The sequence below is a fragment of the Novosphingobium sp. HNCC26DJ243 genome (genome assembly GCF_057180545.1).
Genome location: NZ_JBXUGN010000004.1, coordinates 94154 through 114431, shown reverse-complemented (window position 1 = coordinate 114431; position 20278 = coordinate 94154). Strand labels below are relative to the sequence as shown.

Here is a 20278-nt window from a genome sequence, read left to right as displayed (position 1 = left end):
CTGCAGGTGAGCGCTCTGCTGTATATGCCGTGATGGCACGGTCGACTTATCGTTATGTCGATTTCTTCGTTTCCGGGGCGGAATGCATGATGCGTCTTGCACTTGATCACCTGACGGCCGTCGATGCCACCCCGGCCGAACTTGTTCGCATCGCGCGCAACATTGGGTGCGACGCTACGTGCATGTTCCTACAATCGATGGACGTTTTGCCCCACATGCCAGTATTCGATCTTGTCGCGAACCGTCGCGCCATGGCTGAAACGAAGGCGGTGATGGCTGATCTCGGCGTCAGACTGGACCTGGCTTATCCTTTTACCCTGGCCGGACGGACCGATGTGGCGGCGTTGGCCCCGTCCATGGAGTGTGCCGCGCAACTGGGCGCAGCCGCGATCAACGTCCTTGCCTACGATCGCGACCCTGTGCGCCAGGTCGAAAGGCTTGGCGCGCTTTGCGACATGGCGTCGAAGTTTGCCCTGAAGGTGGCTATCGAATTCTATCCACCAAGTCAGATAGCCACGCTGGGCAGGGCACTGGAAGTGGTGGCACAGATCGCAAGGCCCGGCCTTGTCGGTGTGAATGTCGACCTGTTGCACCTGATGCGGTCCGGCGGGACCGTGGCGGAGCTTGCGGCCGCTCCGCCCGAAGCGCTCGTTTACGGCCAGCTCGCGGACGGGCCGGTGCAAACTACTGGAGACCTCGCAATGGAAGCCTCGTCGGCCCGATTGCTGTGCGGCAAGGGTTCGTTCGACATCTCCGGGTTTGTGCGCGCCTTGCCCCGCGAGTGTGCGTTAAGCGTCGAGATTCCCCGTGACGAAGCGATCGCGCATCAAAGCACCGCCGAACGCGCCGCCACGGCGGTCGAAAGTGCACGACTGGTCTTGGGACCACCCGGCATACTCCCGACCGCGGTGGCTCCCGGCTCAGGCGTTGCGCAAGGCGGCTAGTTCGTCCGGTTCAAGCCTTAGGGCATCGGCCTTGGCGCTCTCTGCAATCTGTTCGGGCGATGACCCGCCGAAGATGGCGATTGTCTGCGCAGGCTGGCTGAGGAGATAGGACAGTACGACCTCGTTGATCGAGACGCCGTGCTTTTCGGCAAGGGTTCGGACAACTTCTAGCCGGCGACCGTTGGCGGGATGGGCGTAGCGGGCGGCGAGCTGTTCGCCGACCGCACCGGCAGCAGCCTTGGTAAAGTACCCGCCCGATTGCGCGGCATAGGCGATGACCGGAAGTCCGCCGTCGTGCAACGCTTCGTATTCACCCTCGTAATAGTGGGCATACCCTTGCTGAGCGGCAGCGCCTGCATCAGGCACGGCCAGGCCCCAGAACGTCTGCGTTGCGACAAAGCCTTCCTTGCCAAGCGATTGTGCGTGCGCGTTGGCGGCAACAATGCGATCTGCCGCCCAGTTGGATGCGGCGAAATGACGGATGCGCCCCGCTTCGCGGTGGCCGATCAGGGCCTCCACGATCGGTTCGACCGGGTTTTCCGGATTGTCCATGTGAACGAAATAAAGATCGGTGTGATCGGTGCCAAGGTGATCGAGGCTCTGCGTCAGATCGTCCGCGATGTCTTGCACGGTCACGCGGTTGCGATAATCGCCCACGCGCATGTCATAAAATCCGCCTTTCGTGGCGATGACGAAATCCTCGCGCCGGCGCGTCGAGAGCCAGGCCCCGACGGCGCGCTCGCTGGCACCGACGGGCGCGTCGGGCATCCAGTCGCCATAGCTTCGCGCAGTGTCGATGAAATTGCCGCCGAGTTCTGCAAAGGTATCAAGGATGGCATTGGACCGTCCTTGGTCAAGCATCCAGCCCAGCATGTTCGTGCCATAGCAAAGACGACTTACCGTGAGGCTGGTTTTGTTGAGCGTTACCTTTGAGAGCATTGGGTCTTCCTTGCAAAGTGATTGACATGGGGCGTGTCGATATGGGGCTCTGGCGGTGTTTCTATCCAACTGGGGAGATCGAAGCAGCCCTTGCGCCCGCACGGCGACCGAAGAAGGTGCAGTCGGCCAGGCTGAGGCCTGATGAATAGCCGTGGCCCCATGCCGGCAAGCCCGATGTGCAGCGCCCTGCCGCGAAAAGGCCGGGAATCACGTTTCCTGCACGGTCGAGCACCTCGCCGTCAGTTGTGGTCTTCAGACCGCCAAGGGTGAAGAAGCTGAAATAGCTGGTCTCGAAATTGCACTCCAGTGCCACGAAGGGCGACTGATCGAGCGGGGTAAGGATCGGCGGCTGCTTGTCGAACAGCGGATCCCTCCCTTCGCGCGCGTGGTGGTTATACACCTTCATTGTCGCAGAGAGGGTGCCAGCGGACATCTCGAGCTCGGCTTCGACTTCTTCCCACGTCTCGCCGGTTCCCGCGATCGTGATCCCAGCCAGATCGAGCGGCTGGGAGAAATGGGCACTGTCGAGCAGGAGGTAGACCTTGCCGCCCGGCTGGTCGATGGCACAACGACTGACTCGGCCGTGATAGCAGTCTTCGTTGATGAAGCGCTGCCCGGCAACATTCACGAAAACGCCGTGCGCCTGCTCGGCAGGAATGGTCCACGGGCAAGTCGTGAAGAACTGGTCCATGTGGATCGCGTCCCCTCCTGCCGATACCCCCAATTCGATTCCGATGCCATCGTCGCGGTCACCGATAGGGCTGTTGACGCGGAAGGTATCGGGGCAATACTTGCGGCGCATCGCGTCGTTGAACACGAAACCGCCGGTGGCCAGAACCACGCCCTTGGTGGCGCGGACGAACCGGTCCCGGTTGTCGATCCTGACGACGACGCCAGCCGCGCCAACATCATCGACGATAAGCGCAACGACGCGCGCATCAAATTGAACCTGCGCGCCCAATCTGCGGGCACTGGCTTCGAGAACATCGATGAGCGGACGACCGCCACCCCAACCGATGTGCTGGATGACGTGCCCGCGCGGCGCGGGTTTGGCCAACTTGTAAAAGGGGGCCGCCGCTTCGCTACCTGACCAGATCAGGGTGGAATCGTCCTGGGGTTCGATGACCTTGCCCGGAAGGTAGTTCCCGCGATAGGGAACCCCCTGATCCTTGAGCCACTGATAATGCGCCAATGCCTCGCGGCCATAGACCTCGCATTTGGCGTCATCCGCGCAAGGTCCGCCAGCCAGCTTGAGATAGGCCGTGAAATCCTCGACCGTGTCTTCGAAGCCGGCCGCCTTCTGGGCATCTGTGCCGCCTCCCACATAGATCTCGCCGCCGGAAAGAGCCGATGCACCGCCGCTGCCCGAACTGCGTTCGAAGATCATCACCTGCGCACCGCCGGAGCACGCTTCGATTGCGGCGCAAGCGCCTGTCGCGCCGAACCCGACGATCGCGATTTCGGTCTCGAAGTCCCACTGCTCCACGGACTCAAGTGCCAAGGGGCGGTACTGCGAATATGCGCTCATATGTGGCTTCCACTCCTGTGCGACGCCGCGGGATCGATCGGTGGGCCTGCCAAGGCGTATAATCGACTCAAACACCGCAAGTCTCGCCGCATTCGTAATTTTTAATTGCATCGGATACGCAAATCGTCAATTGAAAAGCCTATCGCCTTTCGATATTGGCGATTTCGAATCTGGCGAGGCAAATTCTTGCCAGCGGCAGCACGGTTGGGAGAGAAGCCCTGTGCAGGGTGCGGATCACATCGATTTGACCGGCAAGGTGGCGGTCGTCACCGGCGGGACGCGCGGGATCGGGCGGACCATCGCTCAGGTGCTGGCGAGAGCTGGAGCACGGGTGACGGTGTGTGGTCGCAGCGAGCCCGAGGCTCTGGCTGATGGCCTTGACTTCAGGGTCGCCGACATTCGCGATCCCGATCAGGCAAAGGACTTGGTCGAGGCTGTTGTTGCGCAGCATGGCCGGCTCGACATTCTGGTCAACAATGCTGGCGGATCGCCTCAGGCACCTGCCACATCAAGCCCGCGGTTCTTCGATGCGATCGTTAAGCTCAATCTTCATGCCGCAATGTACATGTCGCAATTTGCTTACGCGCATATGTGTGCGGCAGGTGGTGGAAGCATCATCAACATCGCAAGCGTTTCGGGCATCCGGCCCTCGCCGATGACCGCAGCATACGGTGCAGCCAAGGCAGGTTTGCTAAGTCTGACGCAGAGCCTTGCGCAAGAATGGGGCCCTGACGGTGTGCGCGTGAACGCAATCATCGCGGGGCTCATGCACACGGAAACCGCAGCGCACACTTACGGCGATGACGTGGCACAGGCTGCCGTTGCGCAATCGCTGCCGCTCCGGCGCATGGGCACCGGGGCGGACATCGCCGGCGCGGTGCTTTGGCTCAGTTCCGGCCTTTCATCGTGGGTCAGCGGCGCACGCATCAATGTCGATGGGGGCGGGGAACGGCCCCACTTCCTCGATCTCGTCAAAGGGAATTGACTGCAATGGGCATCAAGGCGCTGGGCTATGTCAGGATTTCGACGGTAAAGACAGCGGAATGGGATCGCTTCATGGCGCAGGTCGTGGGCGCCATGCGTGCCGCCGATCCTTTGCCGGGTGTGACGGCCTACCGTATCGATGATCGGCCGTTTCGCTTCTGGATCGAGCCCGGCGAGTCCGAGAAACTGATCGCCGCCGGATATGAAGTAGGCGACGCTTGCGAACTCGAGGCGCTGCGGGGCACGATCGCGCAATTGGGCCGCGACATTGTCGACGGCAGCGCGGAGGCCGCCGCGGCCCGGGGAGTATCGGGCTTCTTTGCCACCACCGATCCATCGGGGAACGGGCTCGAATTCTATTGGGGCGACAAGCGTGACGATGTGGAATTTGTCTCCCCGGCGGGAGTCAGCGGTTTTGTGACCGGCGACATGGGCATGGGCCATGCAGTGTTTGCCACGCCCAATTTCGACGAAAGTCACGCCTTCTATAAAGAGGTCGGCTTCCGCGACACCGACATCCCGCGCTTCCGCTTCTCGGACGATCCAAACGATCCGGGCATGGGCTTTGCCTTCATGCACGCCGACAATGGGCGACACCACTCGATTGCCATTGCCGAAATGCCGGTGCCGCCATCGGCCTGCATCCATCTCATGCTGGAGATGAAGACGCAGAGCGACGTCGGCAAATGCTACGATCGCATGCGCATCAACAATGTGCCCGAGAGCGCCTCGATCGGACGCCACGTCAACGACCAGACTTTCGGCTTCTACATGCAGACGCCTTCGGGCTTCGATATCGAGATCGGGGCCGATCCACTTGTGATCGATCCGACCAACTGGACACCGACCGCGCATCTGGTTCCGAGCGAATGGGGCCATGTCTGGGCATGGCAGAAAGCTCTGGAAGAGCAATCGGGAGAACAGGCGTGAGCCTCGACAAGAGAATGACTGCGGCGGAAATCGTCGCACAATTGTCCGATGGCATGACCATCGGCATCGGCGGCTGGGGCCCCCGGCGCAAGCCGATGGCGCTGGTGCGCGAGATCATGCGTTCCGACCTCAAGGACCTGACGGTGGTCGCCTACGGCGGCGCGGATGTCGGCATGCTCTGCGCGGCGGGCAAGGTCAGGAAGCTGGTGTTCGCGTTCGTCAGTCTTGATGCCATCCCGCTCGAACCGTGGTTCCGCAAGGCTCGCGAAAGCGGTGCATTGAAGGTGCTGGAACTAGACGAAGGCATGTTCCAGTGGGGTCTCAAGGCTGCCGCGTTCGGTCTGCCGTTCCTCCCGACCCGCGTGGGGATGGGCACCGATCTTGCAGAACTCGGTGAATTGAAGACTGTGCAGTCGCCATACGCCGATGGCGAGACGCTGATCGCAATGCCGGCGCTCAAGCTCGATGCCGCACTTATCCACGTCAACCGCAGCGACTGGCGCGGCAACGTGCAGGTGTTCGGGCCGGACGTCTATTACGACGAGTGGTTCGCAAAGGCTGCGGCAAAGACTTACGTTTCGTGCGAGGAGCTGGTCGACCGGATGGAAGACCATTATCCGGAGGGCGCGCAGGACAACCTGTTCGAACGCTGCTTCGTTTCGGGCGTGACCCTGATGCCGTGCGGCGCGCATCCAAGCTCGATGCCTCCGCACTACGGCTGGGACATGAAGGCCTTCAAGGCCTACGCCGATGCTGCACGCGATCCGGGCGAGTGGGCGACGGTGGCGGACCGGTTCGTTGGTGCATCGGAAGCTGAATATCTTGAATCCATTGGCGGAAAGGAGGCGGTAGCGGCTCTTTCGCTGCCGATTTTCTGATGAGCGACATCACTCTTGTAGACCTGTGCATCGTCGCCTGTTCGGAAGCTTTCCGGGGCAATGGCGAAATCGTGGCGACTGGCGTGGGGCCCGTGCCTCGCGTGGCGGCTGGCCTTGCCAAGCTGACCCATACGCCCGAACTGATGATGACCGATGGCGAGGCTTACCTCGTTGAGCAGCCGGTGCCGCTAGGTCCGCGCATGTACGACGATCGCAAGCCGGCGGGCTACCTGCCGTTTTCGCGCTTCTTCGACAGCGCGGTTTGGTCTGGCCGCCGTCACGCCATGGTCACTCCGACGCAGCTTGACCGCTTCGGCCAGATCAACCTTTCGTACATGGGCGGCACTTACGACAAGCCCAAGACCCAGATGCTGGGCGTGCGCGGTTTTCCGGGCAATACGATCTACCACCCCAACTCGTTCTTCTTCCCCGCACACGGACCGCGCGTGTTCGTGCCTGAGGTCGATATGATCTCGGGCGTCGGCTACAATCCGGCCAAGCGCGTTGCGGGTGGCAACTTCTCGGGTGTGAGTCTGCGCCGAATTGTGACCAATCTGTGCGTGATGGATTTCGGCGGGCCGGATAACGCCATCCGCGTGGTCTCGCTTCATCCGGGCGTTACTTTCGAGGAAGTGCAGGCTGCGACCGGGTTTGCGCTGTGCCAGGCCGAGAACGTGGAAGTGACGCGGCTGCCGACGGCAGAAGAACTGGCCGTGATCGCCAGCCTCGATCCGCACAACGTCCGCGTCTCGGTGCTCAAGGACAACCCGCCCGCCATTCGCGCCGTCGCCTGAGGGAGATTAAGCCATGACCGACCTCGTAGAGCCGAAGAAAGTCGATATCGTCTACGAGATGGAAGAGCCCGTTCGTTACGAGGTGATCGATAGCGTGGCATGGATCACGATGAACCGGCCGCAGTTCAACAATGCCCAGAACGGGCAGATGACCTACGCGCTCGACGATGCGTTCAACCGCGCGGTGCAAGATGACGACGTTCGGGCGATCGTTCTGGCGGGAGAGGGCAAGCACTTTTCGGCAGGCCACGACATCGGCACGCCGGGCCGCGACCTGCACCACGAATTCGACAAGCGACTCATGTTCCCCCCGCACACCAACAAGCCGGGCGCCGAGCTGCTCTACACGCGCGAGCAGGAGCAATACCTCGGCATGTGCCGCCGCTGGCGCGATATCTCCAAGCCGACCATTGCCATGGTGCAGGGCGCCTGCGTGGCTGGAGGGCTGATGCTTGCATGGGTGTGCGACCTGATCGTCGCTTCGGATGATGCGTTTTTCCAGGACCCGGTCAATCCGCTGATGGGCATTCCAGGTGTCGAATACTTTGCCCATGCCTATGAACTGCCGCCGCGCGTGGCCAAGGAATTCCTGTTGCTGGGCGAGCGCATGCCGGCGGCGCGGGCGTACAGCTTCGGCATGGTCAACAAGGTGGTGCCGCGGGACGAGTTGCGCGAGGCGACCGCCGCATGGGCGAACAAGCTGGCGGGGCAAGGGCGGCTGGGCAACTGGCTGACCAAGCAGTCGGTCAATCACGTCGAAGAATTGCGCGGAAAGCGCGCTGCGATGGATGCGGTCTATCACATGCACCACTTCGCCCACGCGCAGAACGATCTTGTCACCGGCAATTCGATCGCCGGGGTGAGCGGAACTTCGGCTGCTGCGGCGAACAAGAGACAAGCGGGCGAAAGCTGATGGCAACCGTGCTGCAAACTGTCCTCACCGAGCGCCTTGGCTGCAAGGCTCCGATCATCCAGACCGCAATGGGCTGGGTGGCAGAGCCGAGCCTTGTCATCGGCAGCAGCAATGCCGGGGCCTTCGGCTTCCTCGGTGCGGCGGTGATGACTCCTGATGAATGCCGCGAAAAGATCCTTGCCGTGCGCAAGGGCACGGACAGGCCGTTCGGGGTAAACTTCCATTCGTTCCAACCCGGAGCGGAAGCGATTGTTGAACTGATCCTCGCCAATGCAGAACAGGTGCGCGCCGTAAGCTTCGGGCGCGGACCGAACGCGAGGATGATCGGCCGGTTCAAGGATGCCGGGATCTTGTGCATACCGACAGTGGGTGCGGTGAAGCATGCGAAGAAGATGGAAGAACTGGGCGTTGACATGGTCAACGTTCAGGGCGGTGAGGGCGGCGGCCATACCGGTTCTGTGCCGACCACGATTCTTCTGCCGCAAGTGCTCGATGCGGTCAGGGTGCCGGTTATCGCAAGCGGCGGGTTTGCCGACGGGCGCGGGCTGGTAGCGGCGCTGGCCTATGGTGCGGTGGGCATCGCGATGGGCACGCGCTTCCTGCTGACGCAGGAAAGTCCCATACCGGAGAGCGCGAAGGCGGCGTATCTCAAGGCCGGGACCGACCAGATCATCGTGACGACCAAGCTCGATGGCATTCCGCAGCGCATGGTGCGTACTCGGTTGATGGATCGCATCGAGAAGTCCGGCTCATTGGGCATGTGGTTGCGCGCCTTCGAGGCGGGCGCCGCGATGAAGCGCCAGACCGGCGCTTCGTGGCTGCACTTTATCAAGGCGGCAAGAGGCATGACCGGTCACGGCGAAGTGCCGCTGCGCCAGGCGATGATGGCCGCGACCATGCCGATGCTGATCCAGAAGGCCGTGGTCGATGGTGACATCGAGAACGGCGTGATGGCGACGGGCGTCGTCGGAGGGCGGATTTCCGAAGTGCCGACCTGCCAGGAACTTGTGACACGCATCATGGCCGAAGCCGAGCAGCGCCTTGTCGCGCTCGGTGTGCCCGGTGGAAATGCCGCTGCGGCAAGCGCGGCCTGAAGGGAAATACCATGCCGATCACGCTTACCATCAAGGACCGCATCGCCGAGATCGTGTTCGATGTGCCGCCGGTCAACGCGTTTGACAGCGAGACGTGGATGTCCTTGCCCGCCATCGTCAAGAAGGCGGCGACAGACCCCGAGGCCAATGTCGTGCTGATCCGCGCTGCAGAGGATTCGCGTGGCTTTTGCGGCGGGGTCGACATCAAGGAGATGCAAGCGCATCCCGAGCGCATCACCGTGCTCAATCGCGGCAATTTCCTGACGTTCAAGGCGATCCACGAAGCGGAAATCCCTGTCGTCGTTGCCGTGCACAAGTTCGTGATTGGCGGCGGTATCGGCATCTGCGGCGCGAGCGACGTGATCATCGCGGCCGACGATGCCTTCTTCTCGCTACCGGAAGTGGATCGCGGTGCGATGGGTGGGGCGAGCCACATGTCGCGCATGCTGCCGCTGCACAAGGTGCGCGCGGCGTTCTTTACCGGCGGCAATATACCGGCGCAGGAAGCCTATCGCCTTGGCGCGGTAGAGAAGGTGGTGCCGCGCGCCGGCCTGGTGGCCGAAGCGCACGCCTTTTGCAGCGTTATCGCCTCCAAGAGCCGCAAGGCCTTGGTCATCGCCAAGGAGGCGCTGAACGGCCTCGAGGCGCGCGACGTCGACCGTGGTTACCGCTGGGAGCAGGGCTTTACCCTGGAAATGTACATGCACGAAGATAGCCAGCGTGCGCGCGACGCCTTCGTCGAAACCGGCAAGGCGGCGAAGTTCTGATGGACCTGACGTATACCCCGGAACAGCAGGCTTTCCGCGCAGAGGTTCGCGCGTGGCTGGAAGCGCATGTGCCGAAGCACCCGCTCGAACACTACGACGCGACGCGCGAGGGTTTCGAGGCGCATCGCCAATGGGAAGCCACGCTCAAGGGCGGCGACTGGGGCATGGTCACCTGGCCCAAGGAATACGGCGGGCGCGGGCTCGATCTGATCCAGTGGCTGATCTTCGAGGAAGAATACTACCGCGCCGGAGCGCCGGGGCGCGTCAATCAGAACGGCATCTTCCTGCTCGGCCCGACGCTGATGGAATTCGGCACGCACGAGCAGAAGCAGCGTTTCCTGCCGCCGATGGCGAGTGGCGAGGAAATCTGGGCGCAGGCCTGGTCGGAACCACAGGCAGGGTCCGACCTTGCCGGGGTGCGCGCGACCGCCGTGCAAGAGGGCGACGAGTACGTGCTCAACGGACACAAGATCTGGTCGAGCCGCGCGGCCTTTGCCGACTGGGCATTCGGCCTGTTCCGCGAACCGGGGAGCGAGCGGCACAAGGGCATGAGCCTGATCTTCTTCCGGCTCGATCAGGAAGGTGTCACCCGCAATCCTATCCGCAAGATCAACGGACATGTCGGCTTTGCCGAGATATTCCTCGACAACGTCCGCGTGCCGGCCTTCAACCGTTTGGGCGATGAAGGGCAGGGCTGGCACATCTGCATGGCGACCGCAGGGTTCGAGCGCGGCTTGATGCTGCGCAGCCCGGCGCGTTTCCAGGAAGCCGCCGCTGCGCTGGCTGCCTTGTGGCAGAGCCGCAAGGAAATTTGCGATCCAGCTCTCGAAGCCGATGTGGTGCGCGCGCACATGAACGCCGAGGCCTATGCGCTCAACATCTACCAGACCGCGTCGCGGCTGATGGCGGGCGCGAAGATCGGGCCGGAGGCTTCGACCAACAAGATATTCTGGTCGGAAATGGACATCCATCTGCACGAGACCGCGCTGGCGATCCTCGGGGCCGAGGCCGAACTGCTGCAGCCGACGGGTGAGCACGATTGGCTCGACGACTACATCTTCTCGCTTGCCGGACCGATCTATGCCGGTTCGAACGAGATCCAGCGCAACATAATAGCCGAGCGTATGCTCGGTCTGCCGCGCTGAGGAGGGACAGGCTCATGGACTTCACCCTCAACGACGAACAGCTGATGTTTGCCGAGACGGCGCGGACGCTGCTGGGCGATACCTGCACGCCCGACCATTGGCACAAGATGATGGAACAGGGTGCAGGCTTCGATCCCGAACGCTGGACGCAGATCGTCGAGAACGGCTTTACCCTTCTGCTCCTGCCCGAAGCGACGGGCGGCATGGGACTGACCGAGCTGGACCTGGCGCTGATCGCCATCGAGGCCGGCTATGTCGCGCTGCCCGAACCGCTGGCCGAGAGCGCCGGCGTGGGCGCCCCGCTGCTGGCGAGCCTTGCGCCCGAACATCGGGTGCTGGCAGATCCTTCGGCGATCATAGCGGTAGCTCCGGCGATCAATCCGGTCGTTGCGAATGCCGACATTGCTGCGGCGATCCTGATCGAGAAAAATGGTCGGGCCTATCTGGCCACTTCGGATCAGGTGACGCTGACGCCTGCCGAGACCATTGACCCCTTCCGCCGCCTGTTTCGCATCGCGTGGGACGAGAGCAAGGCGGAAGATCTTGGCCCAGCCGACTGGACGCTGGCGCTCGACCGCGCTTCGCTGTTTGCAGCCGCGCAAGGGCTTGGCCTTGCGCAGCGGGCAGTCGATCTAGCCGTTGCCTACGCCAAAGACCGCATGCAGTTCGGAAAGCCTATCGGCTCGTATCAGGCGGTGAAGCATCATTTGGCCAGCGCGCAAACCGCGATCGAATTCGCGCGTCCTGTGGTGCTTGCTGCTGCTGCCGAGATCGGCAACGCCGACGTGCATTCGCGGTCGCGCGTCTCCGAAGCAAAGATCGCGGCACTACAAGCGGCGGAGAAAGCAGCGCGGGCTTCGATCCAGGTTCACGGTGCGATGGGCTATTCGTGGGAAGTGGACGTCCATCTTTTCCTCAAACGTGCGCTGGCGCTGAAGGCTGCGTGGGGGACGCCTGCGTTTCATCGCAGCCGCATCGCAGCTCGCATCTTCACTCAGCCGCTTGGCGCCGACCAGACCTTTGCACGCGAGAAATACAATGCCTGAAGCCTATATCGTCGATGCCGTGCGCGCGCCTGTCGGGCGGAAGAAGGGCAGCCTTGCCCACATTCATCCGGCAGACCTTGCCGCGCACCCGATCCGCGAACTGATGGGACGGCATGATTTCGACCCGGCGCTTGTCGAGGATGTGGTGTGGGGTTGCACCGAGACCATCGGCGGGCAGGCGGGCGACATCGGTCGCACCGCGTGGCTCGTTGCAGGCCTTGCCGAGGACGTGCCGGGCGTGACCATCGACCGCCAGTGCGGATCTGCGCAGCAGGCCGTCCACTTCGCCGCACAGGGCGTGATGTCGGGCACGCAGGACATCGTCGTCGCTGGCGGCAGCCAGGCGATGAACCGCATTCCGATCATGGCGGCAATGACGGCCGGCGCAGCCTATGGCTTCGAAAGCCCGTTCCTGGGTGCCAAGGGCTGGGATGCGCGCTATGGCGACGAGGAAGTGAACCAGATCCGCTCGGCCGAGATGATTGCCGAGAAGTGGGCCATCAGCCGTGAGGAGATGGATGCTTTCGCCTTTGAAAGCCATCGCCGCGCGCAGCATGCGACCGAGCAGGGCTGGTTCGGGAACGAGATCGTGCCGCTGGAAGGGCTTGATCGCGACGAGACGATCCGCCCGGGCACGACGCTGGAAGGTCTCGCTTCGCTCAATCCGGTGCGCGAGGGCGGTCGAGTCACGGCGGGCAATGCCAGCCAGAATTCGGACTGCGCCGCAGCGTTGCTGATCGTAAGCGAGCGGGCGCTGAAGGAACACAATCTCAAGCCACGTGCGCGCATCCACCATATGTCGGTGCGGGCCGACAATCCCGTTTGGATGCTGACCGGGCCAATCATCGCCACTCGTTATGCAATGCAGAAGTCGGGGATGAAGCTGTCCGATATCGACCTGTTCGAATGCAACGAGGCCTTCGCCTCCGTGCCGATGGCTTGGATGAAGGAGCTGGATATTCCGCACGAGAAGGTCAACGTTCAGGGCGGTGCGATTGCGCTGGGGCATCCGATCGGATCGACCGGGGCCAAGCTGATGACGACGCTGCTTAACGCGCTGGAGCGCACCGGCGGTCGCTATGGCCTGCAGACAATGTGCGAAGGTGGCGGGCAAGCCAACGTCACCATCATCGAGCGGCTTTGAGGAGCCCGGCCCCGTGACGTGCTATTCCTATCAGGGAATCGTGCCGGTTGTTGACCCGACCAGCTTCGTCCATCCGCTCGCCTCGCTTATCGGCGACGTGATCGTTGGGCCCGGGTGCTTTATAGCCCCCGGCGCATCCCTGCGCGGCGATTTCGGGCGGATCGTGGTGGAAGGCGACAGTTCGATCCAGGACAGCGTCACCGTACATGCCAACCAATTGCGAGACACAGTAATCCGGCGTGGCGCCACGATAGCCCATGGCTCGATCATCCATGGTTGCGAGATCGGCAAGAACGCGCTGGTCGGGATGAACGCCGTCGTGCTCGACAATGCCGTGATCGGGGACGAAAGCCTTGTCGCAGCGCTGGCGCTGGTCAAGTCGGACACCATTGTGCCGCCGCGCAGTCTGGTAGCTGGAAACCCGGCCAAGGTGGTGCGATCATTCGAGGCTCACCAGGTGACCTGGCGCAACGACGGCCAGGGCGAGTACCAGAAACTCGCTCGTGCAGCAGTGGGTGGCGAGATCGTTGCGGTCGAGCCGCTTGTCGCAGCGGAAGCGGGTCGCCCACGCATCACATCGGATGCGGTTGCCGTGCGGCTTTCCGGGCCGGTCGCCGAACGGCGCGAAGCAGCGGCCGCGGTTGGCTCGGGAGCGGGTTTGTGATTGCCGCAACCGCCATCACAAACCTGCTATATCGCTATGCTGAACTGATGGATGCAGGCGAGCTGGAGGGCGCTGCCGCGCTGTTTTCAAATGCCCGCATCTCGCTGGGTGGCGGGCGGGTCATCGAGGGTTCGGCGGCCTTGCTCGAACAGTGGCGCGCATTCGTGCGCATCCACCCCTGCGGCACGCCGCGCACGCGCCATGTCGTTAGCAATCCGATTGTCGAGATCGATGAGCTGGCCGGTACTGCAGTGTGTCGTTCGGTCTACACCGTGTTCCAGCACACGCCCGCCATGCCGCTGCAAGCCATTGCATCGGGCCGCTATCATGACAGTTTCGAACGCATCGACGGCGCCTGGCGGTTCGCCTCGCGCGATTATTCAAAGCTCGATTTCACCGGTGACCTCTCGCAGCACCTGCTGCTGCCGGTTGCCGAAGCCTGATTCAAGGAGAACCCAAGTGGGCATTTGCGACGATCGCACCGTCATCATTACCGGCGCTGCCGGCGGACTTGGCAGGGCCTATGCACTGGCGTTCGGGGCAGAGGGCGCGAACGTGGTCGTCAACGATATCGGCACTTCGCTGGGCGGCGACGGGCGCGACACCAGCGCCGCGGACCGCGTGGTCGAGGAAATCAAGGCCGCTGGCGGCAAGGCCATCGCCAATTACGAGGACATTACCGACTGGGATGCGGCGGGACGCATCGTCGAGGCCGCGCTCGACGCGTTCGGAGACCTGCATGTTGTGGTGAACAATGCCGGGATCGTCCGCGACCGCATGTTCGTCTCGGCCACGGTCGAGGAATGGGACGCGACGATGCACGTCCACCTGCGTGGTCACTTCTGCCTTGCTCGACACGCGGTAAATTACTGGCGCAGCAAGCAGAAGGACGGTCGCGATCCGGATGCGCGCATCATCAACACATCGAGCGGGGCGGGCCTGCAGGGATCGATTGCGCAAGCGGCCTATTCAACGGCCAAGGGGGGCATTGCCGCACTCACGCTGGTCCAGGCAGCCGAACTGGGCCGCTATGGCATAACCGCCAACGCGCTCGCTCCCTCAGCGCGCACGCGGATGACCGAAAGTGCTTTTGCCGAAAAGATGAAGTCGGTCGAGGTCGGGTTCGACGTGATGGATCCGGCCAACGTCGCACCCACAGTTGTCTGGCTTGGCAGCAGCCAGAGCGCGCACGTGACCGGCTGCGTATTCGAGCTGGAAGGCGGGAAGATCATGCTGGAAGATGGCTGGCGCGAGGGCCCGTTCGTCGATGCGCAGGCGCGTTGGGAGCCGATCGCAGTCGGCGAGGCGGTTGGAAAGTTGCTGGAAGCCCGCGTGCCGCCGCGCAAGGTCTGGGGCACGACGTAGGCTTCACAGGCAATCAGGGACGCGATCCGATGGAATTCACCTTGACCGAAGAACAGGCCATGATCGCGGATACCGCGCGGGCCTACTTCGAAGAAAATGCCACGAGCGAGCGCACGCGTCGGGCGATGAGCGCGGAGGGCGCCGATGCGGGTATCGACCGCGCGCTTTGGTCCAGTTTCTGCACCGAGATGGGTCTTGGCGGGATTGGTGTGCCCGAGGAAATGGGTGGGGTCGGCCTGGGCATGGTCGAATTCGCCCTCGTTGCCGAAGCAGCCGGGGCGCATGTTTCGGCCTTGCCGCTGCTGGGCAATGCCTGTGCAGCGCGTGCATTGGCCGCTGGGGGCACGACGGACCAGCAAGCGCGGTGGGTTCCCGAGCTTGTGTCGGGCAAGGCGATCGCTGGCGTCTCGTGGTGCAGTGCGATTACCGCGGATGACGATACTCTTAGCGGCACGGTCCGCTTCGTGTCGCATGGCGGCAGCGCGGACCTGCTAGTGCTGGTATCGGAGGGCAATTGCTGGCTGGTGGAGGCGAAAGCGACGGGGGTGACAGTCACGCCACATGCCACGATGGACCAGACCCGTCCGCTCGCCACGATCACGCTGGATCGCGCGCGGGCCGAGACTGTGCGAGATGCGGCGGCAGCAATCGAAGCGCTGCAGGTCACCGGCTGGATCTGCCTGTCAGCCGAAGCGCTGGGCGGCGCACAGGCGACGCTTGATCGCACGGTGGCTTATTCGCAGGAGCGTGTGCAGTTCGGCCGCCAGATCGGTTCGTTCCAGGCATACAAGCACCGCCTGGCCGACATGATGATCGAGATCGAGCAAGCGCGTTCGGCCGTCTATTGGGCGGCATGTGCCATAGACGAGGAAAGTGAAGAGGCCGACATCGCTGTTCATGCCGCCAAGGCCTTCTGCGCCGATACCTACCACATGTGTGCGGGCAACATGATCCAGCTTCACGGCGGCATCGGCTTTACCTGGGAGCATGACGCGCACCTCTTTTTCAAGCGGGCGCGCTCGATCGCCTCGATGTTCGGTGACAGCCAATGGCACCGTGAACGCATCGCGTCGAAGATACTGGGGGTTGCAGCATGAAGCTTGGCTTCTCACCCGAAGACGAGGCGTTCCGTGCCGACTGCGCAAGGTGGTTGCAGGGCCAGATGGCCGGCGAATTTGCCGACATTCGCGCCATTCCCAACCTCTGTGATAAAATTGAACGGCGCAAGGAATGGGAGCAGCAACTGGCGGCGTACCGCTGGTCCTGCATCGGTTGGCCGAAGGCTTGGGGCGGGCGTGAGGCCACGCTGGCGCAGCAGGTTATCTTTGCCGAAGAGTATGCTCGGGCCGGCGCACCCAACCGCATCAATCACATCGGCGTCGAACTTGCCGGGCCGACCATACTCGCCTTCGGTTCGGACGAGCAGAAGGCGTCCTATCTGCCCGGCATCGCGGGAGGTACGCAGATATGGTGTCAGGGTTATTCCGAGCCGAACGCAGGCTCGGACCTTGCCAACGTGAAGACGAAGGCGCGGCTTGATGCAGGCGAGTGGGTAGTCAACGGGCAGAAGGTGTGGACGAGCCTTGCCCATTATTCGGACATGATCTTTGTCGTTGCCCGGAGCGAAGAGGGTTCGAAGGGCCCCAAGGGCTTGTCTTTCCTGCTGATGGATATGGACCAGCCGGGCATTGATGTGCGTCCGATCCGCCAGATGAACGGCGAGGCCGAGTTCAACGAAACGTTCCTTACCGACGCGCGCTGTCCCGCCGATGCCATGCTTGGTGCGCCTGGCGACGGTTGGAAGGTAGCGATGGCGCTGCTCGCATTCGAGCGCGGCGTTTCGACCCTTGGCCAGCAGATGCAGTTCCGCAACGAGCTGGATGCCGTGATCGAGGCCGCCAAGGCCAACGGCAAGGCCGGCGATCCGGTCCTGCGCCAGCGCATTGCCAAGGCAGAGATCGGGCTGCGGCTGATGCGTTATGGCGCATTGCGGATGTTATCCAACACCGACCTGTCCGCAATCGACGGGGCCGCCCTGACCTACAAGATCCAATGGGCCACCTGGCGCCGCGATCTTGGCGAACTTGCGATGGACGTGCTGGGGCAGGATGGCGAACTGGCACAGGGCGCATCCCACGGCTGGTCGATGCTGCCCAATCTCTATCTCTTCAGCCGCTCCGACACGATCTACGGCGGCACCAACCAGATCCAGCGAAACCTGATCGCCGAGCGCGGTCTCGGACTCCCGCGCGAACCACGAGGCAATGCATGACCGTTCCCGTTCCAGCCTATCCGACCCCTTTGGGAATGCTCAAGGGCAAAACCGTGGTGATCACTGCCGCTGCCGGGACCGGGATTGGCTTTTCCGTGGCAAAGCGTGCTGCCGAGGAAGGCGCGCGTGTGCTGATCAGCGATTTTCACGAGCGCCGTCTTGCTGAAGCAGCCGACCGGATTGCGAACGAGGTGGGGTGCGAGCGTCCCGCCACGTTCGTGTGCGACGTTACCAGCGAGGACGCTGTCCGGGCGCTGCGCGATGCTTCGCTTGATGCGCTGGGCAAAGTTGATGTTCTGATCAACAATGCCGGCCTCGGCGGCGAGGTCGACGTGGTCGACATGGCCGATGACCAGTGGAGCCGCGTGCTCGACGTGACGCTGACCAGCCTTTTTCGCATGACCCGCGCATTCCTGCCCTCGATGTATGCCAACAAGTCGGGCGTGATGGTCAACAACGCCTCGGTACTGGGCTGGCGCGCGCAACGCGGACAGGCGCATTATGCGGCTGCCAAGGCAGGGGTCATGGCCTTTACGCGATGCGCGGCTCTCGAGGCGGCAGACCATGGAGTCCGCATCAATGCCGTGGCACCCAGCCTTGCCATGCACCCGTTCCTGGCAAAGGTGACGACCGAGGAGCGGCTTGCCGAACTGGTCAAGACCGAGGCCTACGGCCGCCCCGCCGAGGTTTGGGAAGTGGCCAATGTCATGCTTTTCCTGGCCAGCGATCTGTCATCCTACATGACAGGCGAGATTGTGCCCGTTTCGAGCCAGAAGGCATGACCATGGCAAAGATCTTCGCGCGGCCCACAGATCTGAACGGCATGGAAGGCACTCTGCTGGGGCCAACGGATTGGCTCTCGATCGAGCAGGATCGCGTTGACGGCTTTGCCGAGGTGACAGGGGATCATCAGTGGATTCACGTCGATGTGGAACGTGCAAAGACGGGGCCGTTCGGCGGCACGATCGCGCATGGGTACCTGACCATGAGCCTGGTCAATTACTTTCTGCCGCAGCTGATCGAAGTCCGCGGCTTTGCCCATGCAGTAAACGTGGGCGCGGACCGGGTTCGGTTCCTCTCACCGGTGAAAGTCGGCAGCCGCATTCGCGGCAGCGGCGAAATCGTGGCGGTCGAGGAGATCAAGGGCGCAGTCCAGTCGGTCGTGCGGGTCACGGTCGAGATCGAGGGGCAGGAAAAGCCAGCCTGCGTCGTGGATACCATCAGTCGTTATTATCCGGAGTGAGTAGTCATGCCTGATCCGAAAGCCATGGAAGCCGCAGTGCTTGAATATGTCGCCGCCTTCGAGGTCGGAAGCCCGGACCGTGTTGCAGCGCTCTTTGCGCCGGATGGCAGTGTCGAAGATCCTATCGGCACCCCCCCGCACATGGGCTACGATGCGATTCTCGCGTTCTACACGGCATCAATGCAAACTGGTGCCAAGCTCAGGCTGGAGGGGCCGGTCCGCATCGCCGGCGACTATGCGGCCTTCGCGTTCAGCGTGAACCTGACCATGGATGGGAAGGACTTGCGCGTCGATGTCATCGATACCTTCCGCTTCAACGAGCAAAACAAGGTGACCGAAATGCGCGCCTATTTCGGCCCGACCAACATGCACGGCTTCGCCTGAAGCCGTCTCTGAGAGGAACTTTCATGCGCGAAGCTGCCATCGTGTCCACCGCCCGCACCGGCGTCGGGAAAGCCTACCGCGGCGCCTTCAACGACACCGAAGCCCCCGTACTTTCGTCGCATGTGGTCAATGCCGCGCTTGACCGTGCCGGGATCGACCCGGCGCGGGTCGACGATGTCTACCTCGGTGTCGGCAATCACTGGAACACGCAGAGCTACAATCTTGGTCGTCTGACGGTCCATGGGTCTCGTCTGCCCGATACGGCGGCGGGCTTCACGCTCGATCGCAAGTGTTCGTCGGGTCTCAACGCCATAGCCCTGGCCGCGCGCGGCATCATGTGCAACGAAATCGATGTTGCCGTGGCAGGCGGGATGGAGAGCATCTCGCTTACCATCAACAAGCACGCGCCGCAGTTCCGCAATCGCTCGGAATTCATCAAGGCAGCTGACCCCTATGCCTACATGGTGATGATCGAGACTGCCGAGATCGTGGCCGAACGCTATGGCGTAAGTCGCAAGGAGCAGGATGAATTTGCCGCCCTCTCGCAAGCGCGCGCGTCCGCAGCGCAGGAAGCGGGCAAGTTCGACGACGAAATCGTTCCGATCACGGTTACCAAGGCCTTGTTCGACAAGGAAGGCAACGAGACCGGCAAGGAGGAGGTCAGCCTCACCCGCGACGAAGGCGTCCGCGCGGGCACGACGTACGAAGCGCTGGCCGCTCTGAAGCCGGTATTCAGGAACGGCCAGGTGATTGCCGAGGGCCGACACGTGACGGCTGGCAACGCTAGCCAGCTGTCCGATGGCGCTTCGGCGCAGGTCCTGATGGACCTTGATACCGCCATGGCCGAAGGGCGCCCGGTCCTGGGCATATATCGCGGGTTTCAGGTGGCCGGGTGCGGCGCGGACGAGATGGGAATCGGCCCGGTTTTCGCCATCCCCAAGCTGCTTGATCGCGCTGGCGTCAAGCTGGATGACATCGGCTTGTTCGAGATCAACGAAGCCTTCGCGAGCCAGGCCGTCTATTGCCAGCGCAAGCTGGACATCGATCCGGCACGGCTCAACGTCAACGGCGGTGGCATCGCCATCGGCCATCCCTTCGGCATGACGGGATCGCGTCTGGTTGGGCATGCGCTGATCGAAGGCAAGCGACGCGGCGTGAAGTACGTCGTCGTCTCGATGTGCGTCGCAGGCGGCATGGGTGCGGCCGGCCTGTTCGAAGTCGCTTGAGCGCGGTGAGGGACGACC

22 protein-coding genes are annotated in these 20278 nt (G+C 62.8%); 20 read left to right on the top strand and 2 right to left on the bottom strand.

What is annotated here, in order from left to right:
* Nucleotides 1-32 precede the first annotated feature (32 nt).
* Nucleotides 33-944: a sugar phosphate isomerase/epimerase family protein gene (locus AC2A04_RS13100; RefSeq protein ID WP_484212792.1), complete on the top strand. Its 912-nt coding sequence runs from the start codon at nucleotides 33-35 to the stop codon at nucleotides 942-944.
* On the opposite strand, the gene AC2A04_RS13095 is transcribed toward AC2A04_RS13100, so the two are convergent.
* A complete protein-coding gene (locus AC2A04_RS13095) occupies nucleotides 921-1883 on the bottom strand; it encodes an aldo/keto reductase (RefSeq protein WP_484212791.1) in 963 nt (320 codons plus the stop codon). The two genes, AC2A04_RS13100 and AC2A04_RS13095, sit on opposite strands and share 24 nt — an antisense overlap.
* A 61-nt stretch (nucleotides 1884-1944) precedes the next feature.
* A complete protein-coding gene (locus AC2A04_RS13090; RefSeq protein WP_484212790.1) occupies nucleotides 1945-3411 on the bottom strand; it encodes an FAD-dependent oxidoreductase in 1467 nt (488 codons plus the stop codon).
* 220 nt (nucleotides 3412-3631) lie between these two features.
* On the opposite strand from AC2A04_RS13090, the gene AC2A04_RS13085 reads away from it, so the two are divergent.
* From AC2A04_RS13085 to AC2A04_RS12995, 19 genes are read left to right on the top strand one after another with little or no spacing between them, the layout of a single operon-like run.
* Nucleotides 3632-4396 (top strand): SDR family oxidoreductase, encoded by a 765-nt coding sequence (locus AC2A04_RS13085; protein ID WP_484212789.1) that lies wholly within the window; start codon nucleotides 3632-3634, stop codon nucleotides 4394-4396.
* Nucleotides 4397-4401: 5 nt separating this feature from the next.
* Entirely contained in the window at nucleotides 4402-5325 is a 924-nt protein-coding gene (locus AC2A04_RS13080) for a VOC family protein (RefSeq protein WP_484212788.1), read from the top strand.
* Nucleotides 5322-6203: a CoA transferase subunit A gene (locus AC2A04_RS13075; protein WP_484212787.1), complete on the top strand. Its 882-nt coding sequence runs from the start codon at nucleotides 5322-5324 to the stop codon at nucleotides 6201-6203. Before AC2A04_RS13080 ends, AC2A04_RS13075 begins: the two co-directional genes overlap by 4 nt.
* On the top strand, nucleotides 6203-6997 hold the full coding sequence (locus tag AC2A04_RS13070) for a CoA-transferase subunit beta (protein WP_484212786.1): 795 nt from the start codon (nucleotides 6203-6205) through the stop codon (nucleotides 6995-6997). Before AC2A04_RS13075 ends, AC2A04_RS13070 begins: the two co-directional genes overlap by 1 nt.
* A 13-nt stretch (nucleotides 6998-7010) precedes the next feature.
* Nucleotides 7011-7910: an enoyl-CoA hydratase gene (locus AC2A04_RS13065; protein WP_484212785.1), complete on the top strand. Its 900-nt coding sequence runs from the start codon at nucleotides 7011-7013 to the stop codon at nucleotides 7908-7910.
* On the top strand, nucleotides 7910-9004 hold the full coding sequence (locus AC2A04_RS13060; RefSeq protein ID WP_484212784.1) for an NAD(P)H-dependent flavin oxidoreductase: 1095 nt from the start codon (nucleotides 7910-7912) through the stop codon (nucleotides 9002-9004). Before AC2A04_RS13065 ends, AC2A04_RS13060 begins: the two co-directional genes overlap by 1 nt.
* 11 nt (nucleotides 9005-9015) lie before the next feature.
* Entirely contained in the window at nucleotides 9016-9771 is a 756-nt protein-coding gene (locus AC2A04_RS13055; RefSeq protein WP_484212783.1) for an enoyl-CoA hydratase family protein, read from the top strand.
* Complete coding sequence (locus AC2A04_RS13050; RefSeq protein ID WP_484212782.1) at nucleotides 9771-10916, top strand: acyl-CoA dehydrogenase; 1146 nt, start codon at nucleotides 9771-9773, stop codon at nucleotides 10914-10916. The genes AC2A04_RS13055 and AC2A04_RS13050 overlap by 1 nt, the downstream gene beginning before the upstream one ends.
* 14 nt (nucleotides 10917-10930) lie before the next feature.
* Nucleotides 10931-11962: an acyl-CoA dehydrogenase family protein gene (locus AC2A04_RS13045; RefSeq protein WP_484212781.1), complete on the top strand. Its 1032-nt coding sequence runs from the start codon at nucleotides 10931-10933 to the stop codon at nucleotides 11960-11962.
* The gene (locus tag AC2A04_RS13040) at nucleotides 11955-13106 is read left to right on the top strand and encodes an acetyl-CoA C-acetyltransferase (protein ID WP_484212780.1); all 1152 of its coding nucleotides are present in this window, start codon (nucleotides 11955-11957) and stop codon (nucleotides 13104-13106) included. The genes AC2A04_RS13045 and AC2A04_RS13040 overlap by 8 nt, the downstream gene beginning before the upstream one ends.
* Nucleotides 13107-13119: 13 nt before the next feature.
* On the top strand, nucleotides 13120-13770 hold the full coding sequence (locus AC2A04_RS13035) for a gamma carbonic anhydrase family protein (RefSeq protein WP_484212779.1): 651 nt from the start codon (nucleotides 13120-13122) through the stop codon (nucleotides 13768-13770).
* Nucleotides 13767-14213, top strand: a complete 447-nt coding sequence (locus tag AC2A04_RS13030) for a nuclear transport factor 2 family protein (RefSeq protein WP_484212778.1) — start codon at nucleotides 13767-13769, stop codon at nucleotides 14211-14213. The genes AC2A04_RS13035 and AC2A04_RS13030 overlap by 4 nt, the downstream gene beginning before the upstream one ends.
* Before the next feature lie 16 nt (nucleotides 14214-14229).
* On the top strand, nucleotides 14230-15135 hold the full coding sequence (locus AC2A04_RS13025) for an SDR family oxidoreductase (RefSeq protein WP_484212777.1): 906 nt from the start codon (nucleotides 14230-14232) through the stop codon (nucleotides 15133-15135).
* 29 nt (nucleotides 15136-15164) lie between these two features.
* Nucleotides 15165-16232 (top strand): acyl-CoA dehydrogenase family protein, encoded by a 1068-nt coding sequence (locus AC2A04_RS13020; RefSeq protein ID WP_484212776.1) that lies wholly within the window; start codon nucleotides 15165-15167, stop codon nucleotides 16230-16232.
* Nucleotides 16229-17407, top strand: a complete 1179-nt coding sequence (locus AC2A04_RS13015) for an acyl-CoA dehydrogenase family protein (protein WP_484212775.1) — start codon at nucleotides 16229-16231, stop codon at nucleotides 17405-17407. Before AC2A04_RS13020 ends, AC2A04_RS13015 begins: the two co-directional genes overlap by 4 nt.
* Nucleotides 17404-18189 carry an SDR family oxidoreductase gene (locus AC2A04_RS13010; protein ID WP_484212774.1) on the top strand — a complete coding sequence of 262 codons (786 nt, stop codon included), beginning with the start codon at nucleotides 17404-17406 and terminating at the stop codon, nucleotides 18187-18189. Before AC2A04_RS13015 ends, AC2A04_RS13010 begins: the two co-directional genes overlap by 4 nt.
* Before the next feature lie 2 nt (nucleotides 18190-18191).
* Nucleotides 18192-18650 (top strand): MaoC family dehydratase, encoded by a 459-nt coding sequence (locus tag AC2A04_RS13005; RefSeq protein ID WP_484212773.1) that lies wholly within the window; start codon nucleotides 18192-18194, stop codon nucleotides 18648-18650.
* 6 nt (nucleotides 18651-18656) lie between these two features.
* Nucleotides 18657-19034: a steroid Delta-isomerase gene (locus tag AC2A04_RS13000; RefSeq protein WP_484212772.1), complete on the top strand. Its 378-nt coding sequence runs from the start codon at nucleotides 18657-18659 to the stop codon at nucleotides 19032-19034.
* 23 nt (nucleotides 19035-19057) lie between these two features.
* The gene (locus AC2A04_RS12995) at nucleotides 19058-20260 is read left to right on the top strand and encodes a thiolase family protein (RefSeq protein ID WP_484212771.1); all 1203 of its coding nucleotides are present in this window, start codon (nucleotides 19058-19060) and stop codon (nucleotides 20258-20260) included.
* Nucleotides 20261-20278: the final 18 nt, after the last annotated feature.